The following is a 17,690-nucleotide window of genomic DNA, read 5'->3' as shown; positions in this document are numbered from 1 at the left end:
AGATAAGCAAATTAACTTCAGTGGCTTAACGCCACTTACGTTAGTTTGCTTATCCATATGCGGGTCCACAGGATGTGGGTCAGTTCAGCGTTGGCACAGGACGTGCCAGTTTTAGCTGAACTTCCACTTGCCCCATCCGCTTTTCTTTCATGTATAAAATCCCATTAGATTCAGAAACTACAGATCATAAGACTATAGTTCAGGAGGATATACGGGATATGAAATGGTTGCGAGTGGTTTCTATTTTATTGATCGTTTGTATGCTAACGATCTCCATATCATCTAGTGTTGATCAAACATCTCATGCGTTTAGTCCAAGGATTTTGCAGAAAGGTTCTACGGGAGATGATGTGATCGAATTACAGGCAAGGCTTCAGTATATAGGATTCTATGAAGGAAACATTGATGGGGTCTTTGGCTGGGGAACTTATTGGGCACTCCGAAACTTTCAGAAAGAATTCGGATTAGAAGTGGATGGGTTGGCTGGACAGGAAGCGAAACAAAAGTTAATTGATGCTACAAATTATGATAGACAATATGTAAAGAAGCAGATTAATTCCGGGAAAGATTTCACCTATTATGGAGGAACATCTAAAGAACAGCAAACGGAGCCTTCACAAAAAGGTGAAGACCAAAAGAAAGATGATGGGCCATCAGAACCTACTTCAGTAAACGTTCCGACTGGTTATTCTCAAAATGATATTCAGCTTATGGCAAATGCGGTTCATGGAGAAGCACGAGGAGAACCTTATGTGGGGCAAGTAGCGGTTGCTGCTGTTATCTTAAACAGGGTGGAAAGTTCTACTTTCCCAAATAGTGTTTCTGGGGTCATCTTTGAGCCAAGGGCATTTACAGCAGTTAGTGATGGTCAAATATGGCTTGAGCCAGATGAAACTTCTAAGGAAGCGGTTATGGATGCAATGAACGGTTGGGATCCTTCCCAGAATGCTCTCTATTATTTTAATCCAAATACCGCTACATCAGATTGGATTTGGAGTCGGCCGCAAATTAAAAAAATAGGCAAGCATATATTTGCTAAATAGAGAAAGGGTGGAACTGTTATGATTCGTTGGCTCCTTATTGGTGTGTTAGCTGTTGGAGTTACAGGTACTGCTGTTTGGGGGTACCAGGAACACCAGGAGAAGAATGCCATACTTGTTCAGGCAGAGAACTCCTACCAACGTGCTTTCCATGATTTGTCTTACCATACGAATTTGTTGCACGATAAGATTGGAACGGTTTTAGCAATGAATTCACAAAAGCAATTATCACCTCAATTAGCCGATATTTGGAGAATTACGTCTGAAGCACATAATGATGTGGGGCAGTTACCCCTTGCCCTGCTCCCTTTTAACAAGACTGAAGAGTTTCTTTCGGATATAGGGGAGTTCACTTACCGAACAGCAATCAGAGATTTGAATAAAAATCCTTTAACGGATGATGAAGTTAAATTGTTAGAAAGCTTGTATAAACAGTCTGGCAAAATTGAGAAAGAATTACGCAAAGTTCAATACATGGTTCTAAATGAAAACTTACGATGGATGGATGTACAGCTAGCTCTAGCAAGTGATGAAAAATCAGATAATACCATTATTAATGGTTTTAAAACGGTAGAAAAGAATATGGAAGGGTATGCTGAAGGTGATTTAGGTCCAACTTTTACAGGTGCCTCACAGCAAAACCATGAATATAAATTCTTGAAAGGTGAGAACCTCTCAGAAGAGAAGGCTAAAGAAAAAACAAAAGAGATTTTTGAGATTCCTCAAGGTGCTAAGGTAACAATGACTAAGAGTGGAAAGGGTGCTGAAGTTCCAACTTACAGTCTTTCCTATAGAAGTGATAAGAAGAATGGGTATATGGATATATCAGTAAAAGGTGGCCATCCTATTAGTATATTAGTTGAAAGAGACCTTCAAGAAGCTGAGTTAGGACTATATGAAGGTTCTGAAAAGGCGAAAAATTTTCTAGAGAAGTATAAATATAAGGGGATGGAGAACTTCCAGAGCACACAATACGAACAAGTAGGAGTATACAATTTCTTGTATGTTCAAGATGATGTCCGTATTTATCCTGATTCCTTACAAGTAAAAGTAGCTCTTGATAATGGGGATATCCTTGGTCTTTCAGCACGAGATTTTCTTATGAATCATCATGAGCGTTCCATTAAAGAGCCGAAAATTTCTGAAGAAGAAGCAAGAAGCAATGTGAATCCAAATGTAAAAATACGAGAACAACATATGGCCATAATTGAAAATGATCTCAGCGAAGAGGTTTTGTGTTATGAATTCCTTGGTACTTTAGGAGAAAGTACCTATCGGATTTTCATTAATGCTAACGATGGCGTAGAGGAAAAAGTTGAGAAACTGAAGCAAGCAGAAATGAAATTTGGATAGGAGAGTTTTGGGAAAGATAGACATCTATCTTTCCCTTTTTGTTTTTTTTTGACATAATATATTTATGAGACCTTAGGACCATGTTAAGGGGAGAGAGGAACATACAGTGATAAAAATCGGAATGTCATTAACGCTTGAACCAAACCAGGATAATGATGAAGAGCCAGAAACTTTTCGTTGTAAGCTCGTAGAACAAGATGACCAAATGCTTTATATTGATTACCCTGTAAATGAAAAGACTGGAAGAACTGGATTTTTCTTTGAGGGGACGCAGTTTAAAGTAACGTTTGTCGGAGAAGATCAATCTATATATATGTTTAACACAGAAGTCAAGGAACGTAAGAAGTTACAAATTCCTGTTTTAGCTATACATAACCCAGGCAAGAAAAAAATGATACGCATACAGCGTCGCCAATATGTCAGGGTAGAAACAGCAGTTGATGTGAGTGTACAAGGGCTTCCGGGACGACAGGAGCCTTTTACTACCATAACCCTTGATATTAGTGGCGGAGGAGCGGCTGTAATACCACCGGAATCTCATCAATTACAAGAGCAAGATAACCTGGAAGTATGGTTTGTTATCCCTCTTACATCAGGTGAGATTCATTATATTAAAGCTATCTCAAGAATCGTTCGAATTTTTCAGGAGAAAGCAACAAATCGAGATCAACTTTCTCTTGAATTCATGCAGATTGACCACCGTGATAGAGAGCTGTTAATTCGTTTCTGTTTCGAACGCCAGTTGCTTTGGAGGAGAAGTAGAGTAAGATAACGTATAAAGCTTATTAGAGAGGATACGCTATTACCAAAAAAGAGGTTGTATACTATGAAACGTTTTGAACAATGGCTTTGTACACTTGTTTTGGTACACGCAGTATTATTAGTCATGTTTCAGGCTTTAATGCTTTATACCGACTTTTCTTTATATGTACAACCAGTCTACGAATATTTTGGTGTCGGTAAAAGCCTTGAAACCAATATCGTAGAAACAATAGACCGCATCTTTGGTGATGTGTTATCCTTTTGAAGTATAACTATACCATTACATAACGCAAGGAAATGTTTTATTACCTTGAGTTAAATCAAACATTTGAAGCTAGCCTTACTTAAATGGTTAGTCGTATTGTATTTTTGCACGTGAAAGAGGGATTATGGATGATGAAACAAAATATTGCAGTAGCTATTGATGGGCCAGCGGCTGCTGGTAAGAGTACAGTCGCCAAGATTATAGCAGAGAAGTTAACCTATGTTTATATAGATACAGGTGCTATGTACCGTGCTCTTACGTACAAAGCTATTAAAGAAGGTGTTTCTTTAGAGGAAGAAAGATCGTTAATGAATTTGCTTAAGGATACCACTATTGACCTTCAGCAATCAGTAGAGGGCCAAAAAGTTATATTAGATGGTGAGGAAGTAACACTTGATATCAGAACTGAACAAGTAACCAATCAGGTATCGATAGTAGCTAAGCATGGAGAAGTTAGACATGAAATGGTTAAACGACAGCGTGAGTTAGCTTTAAAGCGAGGCGTGGTGATGGATGGTCGTGACATAGGCACACATGTCATTCCAGATGCTGAAGTAAAAATCTTTTTGATTGCTTCGGTTCAAGAACGCGCAGAACGACGTCACAAAGAAAATCTCGAAAAAGGTTTTTCTTCAGACTTGGAGAAATTAAAAGATGAGATCAGAAGACGTGACAAAATAGATTCAGAGCGTGAAGTTTCTCCTCTCTTGAAAGCAGAAGATGCAGTTGAAATTGATACCACGTCTTTATCTATTATAGAAGTGGCTGAAAAAATATTACGTGTTGTTCACGATAAACTAGATAGAGGTGAATAATAATGGCGTTATATAAGATAGCCAGATCCATTTGTGCCACCATCTTTTATCCTCGCTACCGAATCAAGGTAGAGGGAAAGGAAAACATTCCAGAAAAAGGTCCAGTTGTAATATGTTCAAATCATATTTCAAATTTTGATCCAATTGTAGTAGGTATCACTGCTCCTAGAGATATTTATTTTATGGCTAAAGAGGAATTGTTTAAAAATAAATTTATTGGTGGACTATTAAAACGTATTCATGCTTTTCCTGTGAAAAGGGGGATGAAAGACCGTCAAGCTCTTCGTAAAGCCATGGGTGTTTTAGAAGATAATGAGGTTTTAGGATTATTTCCAGAGGGGACTAGGAGTAAAACCGGAGAATTAAAAAAGGGACTGGCTGGAGCTGGTTTTTTCGCACTTCGGTCTGAAGCAACAGTTATCCCTTGTGCTATTGTAGGCTCATATAAGGGAAAGGAGCCTTTGCGGGTGATCTATGGGAAACCTGTACCAATGGCAGAATTAAGAGAGCGAAAGGCTTCATCTCAAGAGGTTACAGATGTTATAATGGGAGATATCCAGAAGCTTTTAGACAAAAAACGCTAGTAGACGTCTTTTGCTTGACAAAAAGCTTCAAATATTAGAAGTTAGAACCAAGGATTAATTAATGGTTGGTTGTGGCGGAACTGAAGGAGGTCTTTTTTAATGGATGAAATGAACCAAGAAATGTCAGAAATGCCGAACGTTTCAGTCGGCGATGTACTTACGGGTAAAGTTGTAAAAGTTGAAGACAAGCAGGTACTTGTCGATATCGGTTACAAAGTTGAAGGCATCGTTCCAATCAGTGAACTTTCTAGCTTGCATGTAGAAAAAGCAGCTGATGTGGTATCAGAAGGTGACGAGTTAACGCTAAAAGTGAAGAAAATGGATGACGAAGAAATTGTCTTATCTAAGCGTGCGGTAGATGCTGAATCAGCTTGGGAAGACCTTGAAGCAAAATTAGAAAGTGGAGAAGTATTCGAAGCTGAAGTCAAAGACATTGTAAAAGGTGGACTTGTTGTTGATGTAGGACTTCGTGGATTTATTCCAGCTTCTCTTGTCGAAACATATTATGTTGAAGACTTTAATGATTACAAAGGTAGAACTCTTACGCTCAAAGTAATTGAGCTAGACCGAGAACAAAATCGAGTAATCCTTTCTCATAGTGCCGTAGTAGAAGATGAAAATGACGCGCGCAAAGCTGCTTTACTTCAGGAACTTGAAGCAGACCAAGTATTGGACGGTACTGTACAACGCTTAACTGATTTTGGTGCTTTCGTAGACATTGGTGGAGTAGATGGGCTTGTACACATCTCTCAGCTTGCTCATGAGCATGTCGATAAAGCTTCCGATGTGGTAGAGGAAGGACAAAAAATTCAAGTACGTGTTCTTTCTGTAGACCGAGACAATGAACGAATTTCACTTTCTCTTAAAGACACACTTCCTGGACCTTGGGACCAGGTTGGAGATAAGATTCGTCCAGGAGATATACTAGAAGGTAAAGTTCGCCGTTTGGTTAACTTTGGTGCCTTTGTTGAACTTCTTCCTGGAGTTGAAGGTCTTGTACACATTTCTCAGATTTCTAAGCAGCACATTGGTACCCCTCAGGAAGTTCTTGAGGAAGGTCAAGATATTAAAGTTAAAGTGCTGGATGTAAACGAAGATGAAAAACGAATTTCACTAAGTATTAAAGAAATTGAAGCTGATCAAGATCGTCAGCAAGTAGAACAATATACAAGAGATGACGATGGTGGCTTTCAATTAGGTGATTTTATTGGTGACAAACTAAACAAACTAAAATAAACTACAAATTCGGTGATATTATTGAGTCGATCTAAGAGAAAACTTGAGCATATTAGACATGCACTTTCCCGTGAGGATCTTGGCGTTAATAGCTTTGATGAGATGGAAATTATTCATCAAAGTTTGACGGATATTCATTGGGACGATATTTCATTGCAGACTCAATTAGGCGAACTTACCTTAAGTTCGCCTCTTTTTGTAAATGCAATGACCGGAGGAGGCGGAGAGAAGACAGAAGCGATAAACCGTGACCTTGCAATAGCTGCAAAGGAAACAGGAATCGCGCTTGCTGTAGGATCTCAAATGTCTGCTCTTAAAGATGAAAGAGAAATGAAGAGTTATCAAGTCGTAAGACAAGAGAATCCAGACGGAATCGTCTTTGCTAACGTTGGAAGTGAAGCAACACTTGATCAAGCTAAGCTTGCTGTTGACATGTTAGAAGCCAACGCGTTGCAGATCCATTTAAATGTGTTGCAAGAATTAATTATGCCTGAAGGAGATAGAGATTTTACAACTCGATTAGAGCAAATAGAAGAAATCGTAAAATCTGTAGAGGTTCCAGTTATACTAAAAGAAGTTGGGTTTGGTATTTCACAGGAAACTACCCGTCAGTTAAAAGAAATAGGGGTCTCCTATATTGATGTAGGAGGTAAGGGGGGGACAAACTTCTCTAATGTTGAGAATAAACGGAGAAGACAACCTCTTGAATCTTATAATGGATGGGGAATCCCTACCGTGACGTCTATCAAAGAAGTGAAAAGCGTTTTCCCTGAATGTAATGTAATTGCTTCTGGTGGAATGCGTGACGGCTTGGATGGAGCGAAATCATTCGTATTGGGTGCTAACGCATTTGGTATGGCTGGCCAACTTCTTAGAACCTTGATGAAAGATGATCTTGAGACCTTAATTAAGAAAGTAGATCATGTGCACGAAGAGTTTAAGATTGCCATGATGCTTTTAGGTGCTAAAGAAACCTATCAACTAGATGGGAAACCCCATATCTATACCGGTTCTACGAAGTCTTGGTTAGAACAAAGGATTACAACCTTATAAAGGATGAAAGCCCATTGCTTACATATAAGCAATGGGCTTTTTTTATAATTTTTGATCTTTTCTAGCTTGTTCCGGAGTGTCTAAGTACGTACTTCCTTTTGGATGATTTTGTGTGTCGCGATCACTTTCTACCCGATTTTCTTTTTTTAACTTCTTTTGTTGTCGATCCTTACCCATGAGCACACCTCCTCTTTCAAAATAGTATTTTCTTGATTCGAAACGTTATTCATGATTAGAAATCCCACAATTGACCATAATGAAAGGAGGGAAGGTGGATAGGATGGTTCAGGGTCTGATTTTTTACTATTTATGTTGGGGATTATGGGTGGTAGCAACTTTCCTAATGTCTAAGACTCGAAAGCGTATAGTGGCAAGTATGTACGTATTGATACTTTTAATTAGTTCAGGCTCTTCTTGGGAGCTTTTTAGATATTCTGGAAGTTACGCTGTATTGGTAATTTTAGTTTTTTCAATGCACATTATTTTGCATTATCAAAAGGTATTTTATCCAACACTAGCGTCTCTGTTCATCGGTGTTGGGTATGCAGGGATACTCTTGTTTGAGAAAGTTGTACCCGTTTGGATGATGATGCCAAGGCTTGTCATTGTAGGGGTTCTTTCATTTGTGGTTGTAAGCATGCTAGTAGAACCGGTCTTTTTAAAAATCGCCGTGTGGGGGTTTGCTTCAGCTCTAGGTGAATGTCTGTATACGATTATCTTAAGTGGGTATGGGTATGCTGAAGATGTGGGGGATTGGGCTTACCTTGATGTTTATAGTTTAGTCTGTAGTTTAGTTATCTTAAATAGTGGATTTGTTAAAGTAAGCGAGATCTTAGAACAAACAGTGACGAATCGGATCAAGAGAAAGGTAGGATTTCGATCATGAATGAATATACTTACCCAATTTTATTTGGAGTTATTATAGGAGTTACGATACGTTTAGTAATGTTAAGGGCTGATTATCGCCAATATCCTACTTATCTACATGGTAAGGTGATCCACATTTCGCTTGGCTTCATAGCTGCTTCCCTTGGGACGATTGCCGTACCAGCTATTATGGAACTAGAATTTACGGCTGTAACTTTTCTTACCATTGCAGCTTCTCAGTTTAGGGAAGTGAGGAATATGGAAAGAAATACATTAACAGAATTAGATGCTTATGAACTGGTACCAAGAGGGAATACATACATAGAAGGAATTGCTATAGCATTCGAAGCACGTAACTACCTTGTTATCTTTACTTCCTTATTAGCTACACTTAGCTTTTTAGTGTGGAACATTTGGGTCGGGATTATCATTTCCTTCGTTTGCTTCTTTATTGTTCGTAAGTTTATGAGTGGGAAAACTCTTAAAGATATCGTGAATATTGAATATGTTCAACCTCATTTTGAAGGGGCAGGTTTGTATGTAGATAATATTTATATAATGAATATTGGTTTGCCTCAAAGACAAGAGGAAATTGGGGAGTATGGAATGGGATTTGTGTTAACCCCAAAAAATTTCAATGTTCGTTCAACTATTGCCAATCTAGGTCAGCGACAAGCGATCCTACACGATATATCGGTCTCTATGGGGGTATTTAGAGATAGCGGTACACCTGCATTAGTGCCATTAATTAAAAGGGATCTTGATGATGGACGCATCGGTGTGTTTGTTTTGCCTCAAGAGAGGGATAAAGAAAAGGCTATAAAAATTATTGGTGCAGTACCTGTCCTTGAGAATGCAATTCGTATGCCATCTGAATCTAAAGCGAATAAAGAAGAGGGGGGTCTCAAATGAAAGTAGAAAAAATGGTATTGGCTTCTGTTACTATGAAGCGAGATAATGTTGATGGCGGTTCCCCAATCTTTATTTGCGATACGAAAGAAGAAATGGATAAAGTGGCTGCCAATCTAGAAGCGATTTTAGATGGTATTTCTCACGCCTTAAGTGATGAGTTATATATTATTGTTAAGCATTAACCTCTGAAAGGCTGTTACTGTCCTATTTGTAAGAGAAAAGGATTGTTAGTTTGAAGTCCTTCTGCTAAAATGAAAAAGTTAAGAGTAAACCCTTCTTACTTGACAAGAAGGGTTTGCTTATTCATTTACAATGACACATAACAGTCGTGCTTAACATGTGAAAACACTCTTGTGTGTAATTGTAAAAATAAGAATATGATAAAGAAAGGGTGAACCTTTCATGCGAAAATCTGTAGTAGCCGTAGTCGGTAGACCAAATGTGGGGAAATCCACAATTTTCAACCGCCTAGTTGGAGAGCGTATTTCTATTGTAGAGGATACGCCAGGTGTAACAAGAGACCGTATTTATGCAGAAGCAGAATGGTTAAATACCACGTTTAATATAATTGATACAGGTGGAATAGAGCAAGGAGACGAGCCTTTACTTGTGAAAATGAGAGGACAAGCAGAGGTCGCTATTGATGAAGCGGATGTTATTGTCTTCATGGTAAATGGCCGTGACGGAATTACGGGAGCTGATGAAGAAGTCGCAAAGCTCCTTTACAAGTCAAATAAGCCAGTTGTGCTTGCTGTTAATAAGATTGATAACCCAGAAATGCGAGAGAAGATTTATGAATTCTATTCACTAGGATTTGGAGAGCCATTCCCTATTTCCGGAACGCACGGACTAGGATTAGGGGATATGCTTGACGAAGTTGTTAATCACTTCCCAGAGCGTGAGGAAGTTGATGTGGATGATGATACAATACGCTTTAGTTTAATTGGACGACCAAATGTAGGGAAGTCCTCTCTTGTTAATACTATGTTAGGGGAAGAGCGTGTCATTGTAAGTGATATCGAAGGAACGACAAGGGACGCTATTGATACCTCTTTCACTAAAGATGAGCGGGACTACATTATTATTGATACCGCTGGAATGCGTAAGCGTGGGAAAGTTTATGAAACAACTGAGAAGTATAGTGTCATGAGAGCACTAAAAGCTATTGAACGCTCGGATGTTGTTTTAGTTGTTCTCGATGGTGAGTCTGGTATCATTGAGCAGGATAAGCGTATTGCTGGATATGCTCATGAAGCAGGGAAAGCGGTTGTTATTGTCGTAAACAAATGGGATGCAGTTGACCGCGATGATAAAACAATGAAGAAATTTGAAGATAAAGTACGTCAAGAATTTCAGTTCCTTGACTATGCACCGATTGTTTTCTTATCTGCCAAAACCAAAAAACGTGTTCACACATTATTGCCTAGCATTTTACAGGCGAGTGAGAATCATACGAAACGTGTTCAAACCAATATACTAAATGAAGTAATAATGGATGCTCTGGCAATGAACCCAGCACCATCATTAAAAGGACAGAAACTTAAAGTCTTTTATATGTCGCAAGTAGCTGTATCACCACCAACATTTGTGGTGTTTGTGAATGACCCAGACTTACTACACTTTTCATATGAACGTTTCTTAGAAAACCGAATTCGTGACGCATTTGGTTTTGAGGGAACACCAATTAAGATTTATGCACGTAGACGAAAATAAGGGGAGAGTGAAGGCATGGCAAATGTAGCCGTACTAGGTGCAGGAAGCTGGGGAACAGCTCTATCCATTGTGTTAGCCGATAACCACCATGAAGTTCGTTTATGGACTCACCGAGCAGAACAAGCCAATGATATAAACGAGTCGCATACGAATAAGAAATACCTGAAGGAAGTCTCTTTACCAGAATCCATTGTTGCATACACAGACTTAAAGCAAGCTGTTCAAGATGTTACTGCTGTTGTGCTAGTGGTTCCAACAAAAGCGATCAGAGACGTTTGCAAGCAGTTACGAGAAGTGTTAGATCACAAAGTAACTCTTATCCATGCTACTAAAGGTATTGATCCAGACTCGTTAAAGCGTGTGTCAGAAATAATTACTGAAGAAATGCCTAGTGATTATTATGATGATGTCGTTGTTCTAAGTGGACCTTCACATGCAGAAGAAGTAGGGCTCAGGCAACCAACGACTGTTACAGTTTCATCTGAAACCATGAAAACAGCCGAATTGGCTCAAGATCTCTTTATTAACGAGCATTTCCGTGTCTATACGAATCCCGATATTGTTGGTGTGGAATTAGGTGGTGCTCTAAAGAATATTATTGCTTTAGGTGCAGGGATTTCAGATGGTTTAGGATACGGAGATAATGCAAAAGCTGCTCTCATTACCCGCGGCCTTGCTGAGATTGCCCGTTTAGGTACTTCTATGGGATCAAGTCCTTTAACATTTGCTGGATTAACAGGTGTAGGGGATCTCATTGTAACTTGTACAAGTCAACACAGCCGTAACTACAGAGCGGGCTATATGTTAGGGCAAGGTCAAAACCTTGAAGACGTTCTGGAGCATATGGGTATGGTTGTAGAAGGGGTTAGAACTACTAACGCTGCTTATAAACTCTCGAAGGAACAAGGTGTGGAAATGCCTATAACTCATGGAATTGAACAAATTCTATTCCAAAATGCTGAACCGAAAGATGTTGTCGATCAGTTAATGACAAGGGGTCGTCGTCATGAAATGGAAGATTTAACGAATGTGTTAAGTGATTAAATTTTCCTGAACACCTCACGCTTAAACTTCCTCCGCATATAATGTGGTGAAAGTTTATTATAAGGAGGAAGTTACGTGAGCGGATTCCAAAAAAAAGCATTTGAGCATCTTCAAAATAAAGCCAATATCTCTCCAGATGAGATCATGAAAGTTGCTGACTCTGTTAAGAATGCGAACTTTAAAGACGAGAAAACAGTTCGTAATCTTGTAAAGCAATTATCCAAAATGGCAGGTAAACCTGTGTCTAAGGAAAAAGAAGATAAAATTGTAAAAGCCATAACGAATAACAATATGGATATGAACCAATTAAATCAAATGTTTAAAAAATAGTTATAAATAGGCACTTGAGTATACCAATACATGAATGATTGCATACTATAAAACGCAGCAGGATATCAACTAGAGTTGTATGTTAAGGGTAATATTTAGTCAAACCGAGGTGAATTCGCCCCATTCGCCTCGGTTTTTTGGTATGTAAAAGTATGAATTGGGTTTATTGCTAGCATATGGTAAGGTTATAAATTGTGGTATAATAAATGCCGTGAAAGTTGACATATGCAAAAGGAGCTGAACACGTTGTCTAAATCGATGCTAAATATGTATATTTCTTTTGCGGGTATTATATTTATGTTCCTTTCGATCGGTCTAATTATGCTTAGCCGTCATAAGTTAAAGGGAATTTTAAGTGGAGTTACTGCTTTTTTAGCTTACATATTTATGATACTAGCAGGTCTTATCATTTTTTATATCGTCTTTAGTGGACCGACATCTTAAGAAGTGGAGGTATGACTGATGTATATCAAGAAAATGACGGTGCTATTAGTGGCAGCGTTCATTTTAACTGGGTGTTTGTACCCGGACGATCGCTTATCCAAGAATCAAATTCCTAATCAAGTTCAATTGGAATCACTTCAATCTGCAGTAGATGAATATAAAAAGAATAATCCTTATTCTCTACCGATCAAGACAAGGGATCAAGATACAAATATATTCCAGAAGTATCCGATCGACTATAAACGATTACGTGAGGAGAATCTAATATCAGAAGCGCCAGGGAATTCATTTGAACGTGGTGGCGTGTACCAATATGTATTAATTCATGTAGAAGATGACCCTACTGTAAAAGTTATGGATTTAAGAGCCACCCAAGAACTGCAAAAAATTAATAATCGTATCACAGCCTATCGAAATGAGCATCAATATGCTCCCTATGGAGAAAGAATTGCAAAAGATGTTTACAAAATTGACCATAAGAAGATTGGGTTAGAACAAAGTCCTACCATAAAAAGCCCCTTCTCTGATACTCAACTCCCGGTTGTGATGGATGCCAAAGGCAAAATATACTTGGATTATCGTCAAGAGCTCTATAAAGCCTTGCAAGAGAAGCAGCATTCCTATACATATGGAGATGATATTCGATACATACTTGCGAAAGATTCTCCTATTGTGCCTTCTCACTCTCTTCCTTATACAATACAAGACGGAGAACCCGTCTTTAGAGGGGTCGACGCAGACAACCCTTCATAGCGCTCCTAAAAAACCTTTCAACTTAGTTGAAAGGTTTTTTATATTATATTTTCTATGTAAGCCCTCTTATATGGAAAGCTCGAAACAGAGATAAAGTTTTTTTGCGGTAGGTGGAGAGAGGTTTCCGTTAGTATTAATGGAGCGTAAGGTGGGCCTGGAAATCACTCGCTTTCCGCGGCCTCACATGACGTGGGGTCGTTCGACGTTGTCACAGGACGTGACGGTCTTAGTCGAACTTCCTCTATCTTTTAACAGCCTCCTCGGGAAAACCACCCTGCGGGATCTCGTCGACCTCTTTCTCCCGCAGGATTCTCGCAATTTCCAGGCCCACCTTTGCCGAATGGAGAGACGGAAACGAGCCAGATTTGTGAGGCAGGGAGCTTAAGAGCAATTATAATAAGCGGGTCCGTCCAACTGATTAGCGTCAGGGCAGGCTTGGGGACTGCGAGACTCCCGCGGGGTAAGGAGCCTATCCAGTTCCGGAGTGAAGGAGCTAGCGGGATAAGCCATCTTTTTTACAAAGGATGATCGCCTTTTCCAAAAAGCTATCTTATCCGGCCCCACACGACGTGGGGTCGTTCGAAGTTGTCGCAGGATGTGACGATCTTAGTCGAACTTCCTTATATATAAAGGCACCACTCCTGCACTTTAAATCTAGGGGAGACCCCGGAAAGCGCGAAGCGATTGAGGAGGCTTCCCAGCTCCCCGCAGGAAAGCGAGTTGTCCCCAAGCCTGCCCAACCTCTTTTGTTGCAAAGGACCTATCCTGACTAAGTGTCTCAACTTCGAGTCTTCAACAATCCTGCCCTATTCTTGAACAAGGTTTAGAAAATTTCAGATAACCTGCAAAACTATAGCATAATCGGTCTTTAGTTTTTATATAGTAACAATAGTAGTAGGTCAAAAGGAAGTAACCTTTGACTGGACTAGATTCTATTAGGTTTCAAAAACAAGTCATAAAACAGTAGGACAACATCATAGACTTGTAATGCAAAGATTCGTTAGCACTCATTATTTGTTTGTCCAAGCGAAGTAAATGGATCGGGAGGGGATCACTTGGAAAGAGTTGATGTTTTTAAAGACATTTCTAAACGGACTGATGGAGATATTTATTTAGGTGTTGTAGGAGCGGTGAGAACAGGGAAATCAACCTTTATTAAAAAGTTTATGGAGCTTGTTGTCCTTCCAAATATCCAAGATGAAGGTGAACGTGCACGAGCCCAGGATGAACTTCCTCAATCTGCAGCTGGTAAGACGATCATGACTACTGAGCCGAAGTTTGTACCAAATCAAGCCGTACAAGTGCATGTGGACGAAGGCTTGGATGTGAATTTCAGGGTTGTAGATTGTGTTGGATATACAGTTGAAGGAGCTAAAGGTTACGAAGATGAAAATGGGCCTCGGATGATCAATACTCCTTGGTATGAAGAACCTATACCATTTCATGATGCGGCAGAAATCGGAACAAGAAAAGTAATCACAGAACACTCGACTATTGGGGTGGTGGTTACTACTGATGGCACTATTGGAGAAATTCCGAGAATGGATTATGTTGAAGCTGAGGAGAGAGTGGTAGAAGAATTAAAAGAGGTCGGAAAGCCATATATTATGATTATTAACTCTGTCCGTCCTCATCACCAGGACACTGAATTGTTGAGACAACAATTGCAGGAAAAATATGATATACCTGTCATTTCTATGAGTGTAGAGGGAATGAGAGAGAGCGATGTTTACAATGTTCTTCGTGAAGCATTATATGAATTCCCTGTTCTTGAAGTGAATGTTAATTTGCCTAGCTGGGTTATGGTTTTGAATGAGGGACATTGGCTACGTAAAAATTATCAGGACGCCATTCAAGACACTGTGAAAGACATTAAGAGATTGAGAGACGTAGACAGGGTGGTCGGACAATTTTCCGATTATGATTATATTGATAAGGCACAGTTAGCTGGTATGGAGATGGGGGAAGGTGTAGCTGAGATTGACCTTCAAGCACCAGATTACCTCTATGATCAAGTACTAAAAGAAATAGTAGGAGAAGAAATTAGAGGCAAAGATCATTTGTTGCAGCTTATGCAAGATTTCGCTCATGCCAAACGAGAGTATGACCAAGTGTCTGAAGCTCTTCAGATGGTAAAGCAGACAGGTTACGGTATTGCAGCCCCTGCTCTTGAAGATATGTTCTTAGATGAGCCGGAAATTATACGTCAAGGTTCAAGGTTTGGGGTTCGATTGAAAGCTGTTGCACCATCAATTCATATGGTGAAAGTGGATGTTGAGTCTGAATTTGCACCAATTATAGGTACTGAGAAGCAAAGTGAAGAATTAGTTCGATATTTAATGCAGGACTTTGAAGAAGATCCATTATCTATCTGGAACTCAGACATATTTGGTCGTTCGTTAAGTTCGATTGTAAGAGAAGGCATCGGTGCTAAGCTTGCATTAATGCCTGAAAATGCTCGTTATAAATTAAAAGAAACACTTGAAAGAATTATAAATGAAGGCAGCGGAGGGCTAATCGCGATTATTTTATAAGCGGTTAGCCACCGCTTTTTTTATTTTTTTTTTAAGAAATTTTATAGAAAGAACTATTCCCTAATAGATGTAAAATAGAAAACTTATCCATATGTTCAAAACCCTTTCATATCAAGGGGTTTAGCTTTTTATAGATAATTCAGAAAATAATTGTTTTATATGCATAAAAGGCCCTGAAGTCTTGATGTATCAGTCTTTTTGTTGAAGAAAGTTTATTGTTTTTATTGAAATCACGCTCTTCATCGTTTAATATAAGGCTTGTCATCAAGTTTTCTTGGTGAAAATACGTATAAGACGTTACAAAAATGTGCACAAATGTAGGTAACAACATGTTTCCAACTTGGCACAAATGAATGCGTAACCATTTCCTGGGAGGAGGTGAATAGCATGAACAAGACAGATCTGATCAATGCAGTTGCAGAGAAAAGTGATCTTTCTAAAAAAGATGCTACAAAAGCTGTAGATGCAGTTTTTGATTCAATCACTGAAACACTTAAAGACGGTGATAAAGTACAACTTATTGGTTTTGGTAACTTTGAAGTACGTGAGCGTGCGGCTCGTAAAGGTCGTAACCCACAGACTGGCCAAGAAATCGAAATTTCAGCTAGCAAAGTACCAGCATTCAAACCAGGTAAAGCCCTTAAGGATTCCGTAAAGTAATTACATATAGGGCATAATGAGTAAGGCTGACTCAATTTTATGGGTCAGCCTTATTTTCACATACAGACACTTAATTTGATGTATATGAATTGACACACATTTTATTTTAAGAGATAGTAAATAAAGATTAGCTCTAGGAGGATTGAGATGAGCAACCAAAAGTCTAGCGGAGATTTTTTTGTAATCAAAGCACTTGAGGATGGAGTGAATGTAATTGGCCTCACTAGAGGGACCGATACACGATTCCATCATTCCGAAAAACTCGATACTGGTGAGGTTATGATTGCCCAGTTCACAGAACATACCTCAGCAGTTAAAGTTAGAGGGAAAGCAGTAATTCAGACAAGTCACGGCGAGATGAACACCGAGGCAGAGTGACCTGAACGCTCTGCTTTTTCTTTTATACATATAATCATTTAGAATAAATGGGCACACTATAGTTACTCATAAATGTGTTGAGACAGTTAGATATGCTATAATAGACAGAGTTAGCCGAGATACGGCACGAAAGGTTTTGGGTGATGTCAGTGAAAGATACAAATGTGAATATTGAACACTTAAGAACTAGTATTGAACATCAAATCCAACATCCTTATTTAGCCAAATATATATCTGATCCCGTAATCTGTGAAGATAAACTCATGTTTCTAACGTCTTTATTGCAAGATACAGACCTAAGTGAAGACAAGCAGAAGCATTATATAATCTCAACGATGCTAGTACAAATAGCTCTAGATACTCATGAACTTGTGAATTCTTCAACAATGAACGAAGAGGACCATGTAACAAAGAGTCGTCAGCTTACCGTATTAGCTGGTGACTATTACAGTGGGTTATATTATTACCTTTTGTCTAAAATAGAGGATTTACCAATGATTCATACACTAGCTTCTGCCATTAAAGAGATCAATGAATTGAAAATGAAGATTTACAATCAAGATTTTCCTTCTATTGCTCAAGTAATGGATGCCTTAAAACAAGTTGAATCGTTATTGATACAACGCGTAGCAGAATTTGTGAACCAACCAATGATGAGTGAGGTAGCAGGGGATTGGCTTTTAGCTAAAAGGCTTCAAGATGAAGACCGCCGTTTTAGGAAACGTGAAAATTCCCCTTTAATTGAACTACTTATTAAAAGCACACTCGTTCATCAAAATGGAGCGCAAGCACTTCGAACAATAGAGAAGTATATGAAAAAGCAAATGGTTTCTGTTGAGCAATCTTTAACTCATTTGCCTGGTAGCTTTAGTACTCTGAAAACGTACCTCCAGCATCATATATACCATTCATTTTATTTGAAACATCAAGCTGTGGAGGAAGGATAG

Annotated in this window: 21 protein-coding genes; 20 read left to right on the top strand and 1 reads right to left on the bottom strand. The window is 38.9% G+C overall.

The genetic code is table 11. From position 1 onward, the window contains the following. Window positions 1–218 precede the first annotated feature (218 nt). The 8 genes from sleB to fni all read left to right on the top strand — a co-directional run bounded on the left by sleB (window position 219) and on the right by fni (window position 7,108). Entirely contained in the window at window positions 219–1,043 is an 825-nt protein-coding gene (gene sleB / locus N780_RS02195; protein ID WP_036779460.1) for a spore cortex-lytic enzyme, read from the top strand. 18 nt (window positions 1,044–1,061) lie between these two features. Further along, complete coding sequence (ypeB, locus tag N780_RS02190) at window positions 1,062–2,393, top strand: germination protein YpeB (RefSeq protein ID WP_036779457.1); 1,332 nt, start codon at window positions 1,062–1,064, stop codon at window positions 2,391–2,393. Window positions 2,394–2,499: 106 nt separating this feature from the next. Next, complete coding sequence (locus N780_RS02185; protein WP_036779455.1) at window positions 2,500–3,165, top strand: flagellar brake protein; 666 nt, start codon at window positions 2,500–2,502, stop codon at window positions 3,163–3,165. 54 nt (window positions 3,166–3,219) lie between these two features. Beyond that, window positions 3,220–3,420: a DUF5359 family protein gene (locus N780_RS02180; RefSeq protein WP_052114839.1), complete on the top strand. Its 201-nt coding sequence runs from the start codon at window positions 3,220–3,222 to the stop codon at window positions 3,418–3,420. 131 nt (window positions 3,421–3,551) lie between these two features. Continuing rightward, the gene (gene cmk, locus N780_RS02175) at window positions 3,552–4,235 is read left to right on the top strand and encodes a (d)CMP kinase (protein WP_036779835.1); all 684 of its coding nucleotides are present in this window, start codon (window positions 3,552–3,554) and stop codon (window positions 4,233–4,235) included. A gap of 2 nt (window positions 4,236–4,237) precedes the next feature. After that, window positions 4,238–4,819, top strand: a complete 582-nt coding sequence (locus tag N780_RS02170; RefSeq protein WP_036779451.1) for a lysophospholipid acyltransferase family protein — start codon at window positions 4,238–4,240, stop codon at window positions 4,817–4,819. 99 nt (window positions 4,820–4,918) lie between these two features. Next, window positions 4,919–6,055, top strand: coding sequence for a 30S ribosomal protein S1 (rpsA, locus tag N780_RS02165; protein WP_036779448.1), 1,137 nt, complete (start codon window positions 4,919–4,921; stop codon window positions 6,053–6,055). A gap of 12 nt (window positions 6,056–6,067) precedes the next feature. Further along, window positions 6,068–7,108 (top strand): type 2 isopentenyl-diphosphate Delta-isomerase, encoded by a 1,041-nt coding sequence (gene fni / locus N780_RS02160; protein WP_332307798.1) that lies wholly within the window; start codon window positions 6,068–6,070, stop codon window positions 7,106–7,108. 42 nt (window positions 7,109–7,150) lie between these two features. Here the strand turns inward: fni and N780_RS19390 are convergent, their stop codons facing one another. Then, on the bottom strand, window positions 7,151–7,285 hold the full coding sequence (locus tag N780_RS19390; RefSeq protein WP_084599270.1) for a YpzI family protein: 135 nt from the start codon (window positions 7,283–7,285) through the stop codon (window positions 7,151–7,153). Between the two features lie 79 nt (window positions 7,286–7,364). Between N780_RS19390 and N780_RS02155 the strand changes: the two genes are divergently transcribed. The 12 genes from N780_RS02155 (at window position 7,365) to N780_RS02095 (ending at window position 17,690) form a co-directional block, all read left to right on the top strand. Then, window positions 7,365–7,994, top strand: a complete 630-nt coding sequence (locus tag N780_RS02155; RefSeq protein ID WP_438942498.1) for a YphA family membrane protein — start codon at window positions 7,365–7,367, stop codon at window positions 7,992–7,994. Continuing rightward, window positions 7,991–8,887: a YIEGIA family protein gene (locus tag N780_RS02150; protein ID WP_036779440.1), complete on the top strand. Its 897-nt coding sequence runs from the start codon at window positions 7,991–7,993 to the stop codon at window positions 8,885–8,887. The genes N780_RS02155 and N780_RS02150 overlap by 4 nt, the downstream gene beginning before the upstream one ends. Then, a complete protein-coding gene (locus tag N780_RS02145) occupies window positions 8,884–9,069 on the top strand; it encodes a capping complex subunit for YIEGIA (RefSeq protein WP_036779438.1) in 186 nt (61 codons plus the stop codon). The genes N780_RS02150 and N780_RS02145 overlap by 4 nt, the downstream gene beginning before the upstream one ends. Window positions 9,070–9,289: 220 nt before the next feature. Further along, window positions 9,290–10,600 carry a ribosome biogenesis GTPase Der gene (gene der / locus N780_RS02140; protein ID WP_036779436.1) on the top strand — a complete coding sequence of 437 codons (1,311 nt, stop codon included), beginning with the start codon at window positions 9,290–9,292 and terminating at the stop codon, window positions 10,598–10,600. 15 nt (window positions 10,601–10,615) lie between these two features. Continuing rightward, a complete protein-coding gene (locus N780_RS02135) occupies window positions 10,616–11,644 on the top strand; it encodes an NAD(P)H-dependent glycerol-3-phosphate dehydrogenase (protein ID WP_036779434.1) in 1,029 nt (342 codons plus the stop codon). Window positions 11,645–11,719: 75 nt separating this feature from the next. After that, the gene (locus N780_RS02130; protein WP_036779430.1) at window positions 11,720–11,974 is read left to right on the top strand and encodes a stage VI sporulation protein F; all 255 of its coding nucleotides are present in this window, start codon (window positions 11,720–11,722) and stop codon (window positions 11,972–11,974) included. 246 nt (window positions 11,975–12,220) lie between these two features. Further along, entirely contained in the window at window positions 12,221–12,418 is a 198-nt protein-coding gene (locus N780_RS02125; protein ID WP_036779428.1) for a DUF2768 domain-containing protein, read from the top strand. 18 nt (window positions 12,419–12,436) lie between these two features. After that, window positions 12,437–13,171, top strand: a complete 735-nt coding sequence (locus N780_RS02120; protein WP_036779425.1) for a YphF family lipoprotein — start codon at window positions 12,437–12,439, stop codon at window positions 13,169–13,171. Window positions 13,172–14,226: 1,055 nt separating this feature from the next. Then, a complete protein-coding gene (gene spoIVA, locus N780_RS02110; RefSeq protein WP_036779417.1) occupies window positions 14,227–15,705 on the top strand; it encodes a stage IV sporulation protein A in 1,479 nt (492 codons plus the stop codon). Between the two features lie 387 nt (window positions 15,706–16,092). Further along, window positions 16,093–16,365: a non-specific DNA-binding protein Hbs gene (gene hbs, locus N780_RS02105; protein WP_036779415.1), complete on the top strand. Its 273-nt coding sequence runs from the start codon at window positions 16,093–16,095 to the stop codon at window positions 16,363–16,365. Between the two features lie 147 nt (window positions 16,366–16,512). After that, complete coding sequence (gene mtrB, locus N780_RS02100; RefSeq protein ID WP_036779413.1) at window positions 16,513–16,743, top strand: trp RNA-binding attenuation protein MtrB; 231 nt, start codon at window positions 16,513–16,515, stop codon at window positions 16,741–16,743. Window positions 16,744–16,886: 143 nt separating this feature from the next. Next, on the top strand, window positions 16,887–17,690 hold the full coding sequence (locus tag N780_RS02095) for a heptaprenyl diphosphate synthase component 1 (RefSeq protein WP_084599268.1): 804 nt from the start codon (window positions 16,887–16,889) through the stop codon (window positions 17,688–17,690).

It is taken from the genome of Pontibacillus chungwhensis BH030062, from assembly GCF_000770675.1.
In the GTDB taxonomy this organism is placed as follows: domain Bacteria; phylum Bacillota; class Bacilli; order Bacillales; family BH030062; genus Pontibacillus; species Pontibacillus chungwhensis.
This window is presented reverse-complemented; position numbering and strand designations above follow the sequence as displayed.

Bases quoted from the DNA above. Each gene is read 5' to 3' on its own strand.
- cmk (WP_036779835.1), top strand. From the start codon at position 3,552: ATGAAACAAAATATTGCAGTAGCTATTGATGGGCCAGCGGCTGCTGGT.
- rpsA (WP_036779448.1), top strand. From the start codon at position 4,919: ATGGATGAAATGAACCAAGAAATGTCAGAAATGCCGAACGTTTCAGTC.
- N780_RS02120 (WP_036779425.1), top strand. From the start codon at position 12,437: ATGTATATCAAGAAAATGACGGTGCTATTAGTGGCAGCGTTCATTTTA.
- N780_RS02150 (WP_036779440.1), top strand. From the start codon at position 7,991: ATGAATGAATATACTTACCCAATTTTATTTGGAGTTATTATAGGAGTT.
- der (WP_036779436.1), top strand. From the start codon at position 9,290: ATGCGAAAATCTGTAGTAGCCGTAGTCGGTAGACCAAATGTGGGGAAA.
- mtrB (WP_036779413.1), top strand. From the start codon at position 16,513: ATGAGCAACCAAAAGTCTAGCGGAGATTTTTTTGTAATCAAAGCACTT.
- N780_RS02095 (WP_084599268.1), top strand. From the start codon at position 16,887: ATGTCAGTGAAAGATACAAATGTGAATATTGAACACTTAAGAACTAGT.
- N780_RS02145 (WP_036779438.1), top strand. From the start codon at position 8,884: ATGAAAGTAGAAAAAATGGTATTGGCTTCTGTTACTATGAAGCGAGAT.
- N780_RS02180 (WP_052114839.1), top strand. From the start codon at position 3,220: ATGAAACGTTTTGAACAATGGCTTTGTACACTTGTTTTGGTACACGCA.
- N780_RS02135 (WP_036779434.1), top strand. From the start codon at position 10,616: ATGGCAAATGTAGCCGTACTAGGTGCAGGAAGCTGGGGAACAGCTCTA.
- N780_RS19390 (WP_084599270.1), bottom strand. From the start codon at position 7,285: ATGGGTAAGGATCGACAACAAAAGAAGTTAAAAAAAGAAAATCGGGTA.
- hbs (WP_036779415.1), top strand. From the start codon at position 16,093: ATGAACAAGACAGATCTGATCAATGCAGTTGCAGAGAAAAGTGATCTT.
- ypeB (WP_036779457.1), top strand. From the start codon at position 1,062: ATGATTCGTTGGCTCCTTATTGGTGTGTTAGCTGTTGGAGTTACAGGT.
- N780_RS02170 (WP_036779451.1), top strand. From the start codon at position 4,238: ATGGCGTTATATAAGATAGCCAGATCCATTTGTGCCACCATCTTTTAT.
- sleB (WP_036779460.1), top strand. From the start codon at position 219: ATGAAATGGTTGCGAGTGGTTTCTATTTTATTGATCGTTTGTATGCTA.
- N780_RS02155 (WP_438942498.1), top strand. From the start codon at position 7,365: ATGAAAGGAGGGAAGGTGGATAGGATGGTTCAGGGTCTGATTTTTTAC.